General features: G+C 45.7%; 8 protein-coding genes. All 8 read right to left on the bottom strand.

Annotated elements, in window-relative coordinates:
• Nucleotides 1-469: hypothetical protein (locus H8S75_RS31990; RefSeq protein ID WP_187024927.1), on the bottom strand; the 469-nt coding region annotated here is incomplete at its 3' end.
• Nucleotides 459-1,088: a putative phage tail protein gene (locus H8S75_RS31985; RefSeq protein ID WP_187024926.1), complete on the bottom strand. Its 630-nt coding sequence runs from the start codon at nucleotides 1,086-1,088 to the stop codon at nucleotides 459-461. The genes H8S75_RS31985 and H8S75_RS31990, both read right to left, overlap by 11 nt.
• Nucleotides 1,075-2,100 carry a baseplate J/gp47 family protein gene (locus tag H8S75_RS31980; RefSeq protein ID WP_187024925.1) on the bottom strand — a complete coding sequence of 342 codons (1,026 nt, stop codon included), beginning with the start codon at nucleotides 2,098-2,100 and terminating at the stop codon, nucleotides 1,075-1,077. The genes H8S75_RS31985 and H8S75_RS31980 overlap by 14 nt, the downstream gene beginning before the upstream one ends.
• A complete protein-coding gene (locus tag H8S75_RS31975; protein ID WP_187024924.1) occupies nucleotides 2,097-2,480 on the bottom strand; it encodes a DUF2634 domain-containing protein in 384 nt (127 codons plus the stop codon). Before H8S75_RS31975 ends, H8S75_RS31980 begins: the two co-directional genes overlap by 4 nt.
• 1 nt (nucleotide 2,481) lies before the next feature.
• Nucleotides 2,482-2,757, bottom strand: a complete 276-nt coding sequence (locus H8S75_RS31970) for a hypothetical protein (protein ID WP_006774110.1) — start codon at nucleotides 2,755-2,757, stop codon at nucleotides 2,482-2,484.
• Complete coding sequence (locus H8S75_RS31965; RefSeq protein ID WP_187024923.1) at nucleotides 2,750-3,703, bottom strand: XkdQ/YqbQ family protein; 954 nt, start codon at nucleotides 3,701-3,703, stop codon at nucleotides 2,750-2,752. Before H8S75_RS31965 ends, H8S75_RS31970 begins: the two co-directional genes overlap by 8 nt.
• Before the next feature lie 9 nt (nucleotides 3,704-3,712).
• The gene (locus tag H8S75_RS31960; protein WP_187024922.1) at nucleotides 3,713-4,369 is read right to left on the bottom strand and encodes a LysM peptidoglycan-binding domain-containing protein; all 657 of its coding nucleotides are present in this window, start codon (nucleotides 4,367-4,369) and stop codon (nucleotides 3,713-3,715) included.
• The coding region (locus H8S75_RS31955) for an ABC-2 family transporter permease (protein ID WP_490400388.1) at nucleotides 4,369-5,517 on the bottom strand (1,149 nt) is incomplete at its 5' end. The genes H8S75_RS31955 and H8S75_RS31960, both read right to left, overlap by 1 nt.

Genomic DNA, 5,517 nt, shown 5'->3' with positions numbered 1-5,517 from the left:
GCCCGTTAAAATTTACTATACACTCCATTTTTCCGTATTGTATTTTTACATTCCCAATCTGGAGTTTATTGTATTGAGCAATTATAGCGCTACTATCAAGTTTGTTCGCTAAATCACTATTTAACTGAGTATACAGATCCATCAGCGCCTTTCCCTGAGCAGCCGAGAGCGGCAATTTCGCATTATTGGTCACGCAGTTGTTTACGATCTGGCCGATCAGACATGCGCCCTTAAACGCTGCTTTCATGTTACTTAATATTGTGGACAATTTCCCTTTACTTTTAATGTTATTGATTGCTGTCGCAGCATCTGGGGCCGTCGTACTGCCAGAGTAATCCTCAAAAGTGGGAGTATCTAAATTTTTGAGTGCGGTATCAGCCTTATCCCAGTTGTTGTTCTGATCCTGAACTGAGTAGAAATCGCTCTCATCTGGTTTCTTGAAATTATAATTTGTCGTATTAGTTGCCATTTGGTAACTCTCCTTTCGATAATTCATTGTGTGTCAGCTGTGCCAGCTCAGTGTGCTGATAGGCTTGCAGTTCCTGAATTCTATTTTTAAGATGACCGCCACGAATCCTTTCGTGGGTATATGCCGCCAACTCTGCATGACTAAAAGTTCCAACTGCTCCATAGGTATTAAAAATATACTCGTACAGTACCTTCAAATGAGCCGGCACGGCCTCTTCTATCGTCTGTTTGATATCTGACATATTCCCAGGTATGCCCGATGTACCCGTGAAACGGACAGTAATTGTATACGAAGGAAAATTCTCCACGATATCAACAGCCGCGTTTGTAAAGCTTTCCGCAATATTCTGGATCAGGGAAGTCGTGGTAGTTCCGGCCCCGGATATCTTCGCCTTAATGCGTTCCCGGCGATACCGATCAGATTTAGCGGCATCAGGGATCAAGCCAAGTAAGTGTTCATACCGTGTGAGTGCATCCAAGGCAGATCCCGCAAAACAGTTATCGATAGTCTTATACATTTTCGTATCAAGGCCATCTGTCTGTTCTGCCAGAATACTTTGCAGCATCTTCATAGTTTCATTTTCGGAATAGTAATCCGGAAGCAGCTTAATTAGCTCCATACATCCTCACCTCCGAAAAATCTACGGTTCCTATAACCGGAATGGCCTTATCAGCAATAATTACATTTGCCATGGCCCCATTCAATTTTAAGTTATCATAGTCCTGTACCCCCTCCGTGGCCAGGAGCAGGCTCCCGATCCTTGCATAACTGACACGATAGTCTGTAAATACCAGACCTTTCAGGTATATTTCCAGGGCTGCCTTAAATGCCCGCAGCACATCATCTTTGACTTTGCTGCCGTCCAGGGTAACATCAGCCACGACGTTGACAGCTATGGAAGACGGGCTGTCGATCGTGACATTCGCTCCGATGGGGCGGACCGTTTCCATATAAGCCGATACTGCGCTTTCCAGAGATGTGTCTATATTTTTATCATTGTCCACAATCAGGACTGTCACGGTACCGGGACCATTGTCCAGTGGAAACACCCTGGCATCTCCGACACCCGGCACATCTAAAGCCCATAACTTATAGTGGTATGCATTTCCTGATGTGGCTGGCAGCTGCACTTTTTGCAGGAATCTCTCCCGCAGAGCCCCATCCGTCTCCTCGTCAGCTCCTGCTGTTATGAGGTCAGTCAGTTCTGCGGTCACTCCCGTTATATTTGATATCGGCTGCACGGATCCCGAATACTGGTTTCCAATGTCACCCGGAGTTTCACACTGAGCCTCGTACTCCGTACCAGACGCCAGTTCCCTTGTGACAGTATAGACCAGGGAGTTTAGCCCCCAGCGGCTGCCAATCGAAACTGCTCCTGTTGTTATCATTTTTCGCACTGCAGCGCTGGCCGGTTTCCTCGTCACACCATATGCAGCTACTGCCCTGTCAAGATACTCGCCGACTGCGGTATCCGGAAAGACCAGATCCAGATAGTTTTCCAATTGGAAATTCTGCTGTGCCAGAAAGTACGCACAAGGTGCCAGAGCGTCATATATGATACTTCCCTCCCTCTTATCCACGTTACTCGGTACTCTGTCCAGCATGGCCTGTAACAGCTCCTCATATGTCATACAGGTACCTCCATTTCTATTTCGATATTCCCATAAATACTGAAGACATTAAAAGAGCACTGGCACGTGTCACCAGTAAAAGAAAAGCTGAACCCATCAACCTCCTGTATCCTGTCGTCACGCAACAGTGCTTCCTGTATCATTCTCTTCATTTCTGCCCGTACATAGGGCTGCTCCTCTCCGATCAGCTCTTTCCATGCAATTCCATAACTGAAACTGTATATGGGGTACTCATACTGTTCGGTATCAATTACCTTATAAATAGCCTGTTTTAATGCTTCCAGATCGTCTACATACCCTTCTATCTTACAGGTCGATACTTTATAAGTCTTTCCTTCAAAAGTCCGTTCCTGGAGTACTATGCCGGTTGTAAGTTTCATGTTAACCTCCTGTCTGATATGGCTTCCCGATGATCTCCAGAATATAATACTCCCGGCCACCGTCGTTGCGAAGAAGTCTGACTTTATCACCGGCAGCTATCTTCGATACCATATTCCCGGTTATCATGCTCATGGGGATCGGAAGGTTCCCGACCATAACGGCGTTCCCTTTGTACTCCCCGATTACTACCGCAGCCACCTTCCGGTTGTTCAGATAATTGTTTACTATCGTTTTTATGACATTAAATAGTTCGTTCGCTCCATTCCTGTCATTCACCGGCCATCACCTCAACTTTCATCGTGTGAACCGGCAGGAAATCGTGGGTAACCTTTTTCACGATCAGCCTGTGGCCCAGTCCAATCTCATCTATGCTTCCATAGATGCTGTTTCCGGCACGCACCCGGAGATCTCCCAGACATTCCAGCTTCAGCGTTTCCTTCTCGTGGTTGTACAGCTTCAGAAGACTGTTCGCCCGTTCCTGTGCTTTTGCCGCATTATCAATTCCAGAAGCCGATGTTTCGAAATACTGGAGCAGCCCGTACCGGTTTATGGATTCCTGATCGGCTGCGGCACCTACATCCATTTTCTTGCTTTCCTCATCTTTCCAGCCTACCTTGATCCGGTTATAAAAATCATCATCAATAGACTTCTCCCAGCTGTAGCCGGTACACAGGCTCCGGTCTCCCAATACAAGCGGAAGCTGCAAATTTCGCATATTCCAGAGACATATGGATCCATACTCATCACGAACGCAATACATCTCCTGTGTCGCAATCAGCGTATCAGAGATGGCCTGCGTCACTTCATCAAGCCATGTTTTATCCGAATCTGCAATGGTCGGTAACACATATCCCGGTTCCTCCAGTGTACCGGGTTTCAGAGACAAAAAGGTGCACATATTCTGTACCAGGTTCTTCAGCGTCCCATTTTCCAACACAATGATCTCCTTTGCTTTTGCATACCGCAGCTGGTCATAGGCTTTAACCTTAATAATTCCAGATTCGTCGCCGGATACCTTAAAAACAGATCCAAAAAAGATGCCATCAGCCTGATCGTTATCAGTCAGGCGAACAACATCTCCGTTTTGCAATATAAGATCATCATTGATATACGAGATATCCATGCTGCTGGATCCATCATTCAGCGCATCGGACCACGATATCTCTGTACACATGCCCGATATATCGTAAATATATCCTCCTGTTTCGACTAATACTTCCATATACACCTCCTATGCCGGAATTGTAAATACCTGCCCGGGATAGATCAGGTTCGCATTTTTAATATCTGGATTAGCTGACATAATCTTCAGATATTGGGAGCCATTGCCATAATACTTCTTAGCTATCCCCCACAATGTATCTCCCGACTGTACTGTGTGTGTTTTATTTGCAGTTACCGCAGGATTCTCAGCAAGCGGCGTTTCCTCCTGTTTTACCGTAGCATCAGGAGTCTGGATAGCTACATACCTTTTTCCGGCCCCTTTATACTCCATGAGTGTCAATGATGTGTACTTATCCCCTTCTTCTCCTGCTTTTTCCACTACCTCTACACTCTTTACCAGCACCTTGACGCTGATATCATCTGAAATATCATTCGATGCAATGAACCGGATCGGCTTCTTATTCTTCTGAGCCTTCCGGAACATCTTCTCGTAATAGTCTGCTTCAGCCTCTGTGCCCGGCTCCATGTAATTAACGTCCTGACTGGGAAATTCAGCCTCAAAGCTGAACTCCTCCAACGCACAGTAGGAAGGGATAGAAACCTGCCCTTCCTCCAACACCTGATACGTTTCGATATTAAGTTCTCTTGATCTCTTAATCTCCTCCGGATTGACCGGAAGCTTATACTTCTTGCTGCCATATTTGAAATATACTGAGTATGACATTAAGCCGGCACCCCCTCTGGAGCAGTTGCAATCATTTCTTTGAGCTGTTCAGATACATGACTCATGATGTTGTCGGTATCTGCCTCTTTGGTGATCGGACCGTTGAATTCCACCTTGATATTTGGTGCAAGCGTATTTTGGGAGATGCGGGCAATATAATCACGTTCTGCAAGCCTGCGCATCCATTCGATATCCTCTTCATTCTCGACCTTCACCGCGCCACCTTTTCCGGTTCCTTTCACAGTTGCCGGATTACCAGTAGTGGCAAACTGGCTGTAGTCGATACCACCTGCATTAGGGTCAATTTCCAAAGCACTTCCAAAATCCCATTTGTCAATGAAATCCCCAACACCCTTTCCTTTTTCTCCCCATGCTTCTGCTGTGGCGGCGATATCTTTCGTATCCATCCGCATATCGTCCAAAGATACGTAATCATCAGCTTTAAAGCTGTCTCCCCATGACTTTAGTTTAGTTGAAAATCCTCCGACTGCTCCCGCCAAATTAGAACCGAATACTCCGTCGATTGCCGTTGCAATATCCTTGATAATGGTAAGAACGCTAGTAGCCATTCCGATAAATAAATTAACGATTGCCTGTATAGGATGGTGAAATACATTTGCCAAAAATTCAGCAAATGATATGAATAAATTCCACAGGCTGGATATAATGTTATACCCTGTTCCGTAAAATGCTCCAAGTAATCCACCGATAAAGCTAAATATATCCGCAAAGGTTACTCCAGTAGACGTCAGGGCTAAAACAATAGCCCCCAGAGTAGCGATAATCAAAATCAACGGCCAGTGTGCCGCAAGAGTAGCTCCAGCTGCTACAAGCATCTGCCCAGCCCATAAGCCTGCCATAATAATAGCAACCGCAAAAAAAGTTCTTACAATGGGATCACCTCGAATAAATGCATCAATCAGCCAGTTGGCTCCCTCTGCAATCGCCGCAATACCTTCATTCAATGCAGCCAGAAGTGTCTGCGCTCCACTGCTATTCAGCAGGGTATTTAGCTTTTCCATTGTGGGGCCGAAAGCCTCCAATGCGTTATTTGCCATAAGCTGCCCGACATCGGCAAAAGTCATTGGCATTTCTGCAAATTTGTCATTAATATCGTCAGCAGCCGTAAACATTGCATTCTTAATAAT

This window comes from Hungatella hominis, assembly GCF_014288005.1.
GTDB classification, from domain to species: Bacteria; Bacillota; Clostridia; order Lachnospirales; family Lachnospiraceae; genus Hungatella; species Hungatella effluvii.
This window is presented reverse-complemented; position numbering and strand designations above follow the sequence as displayed.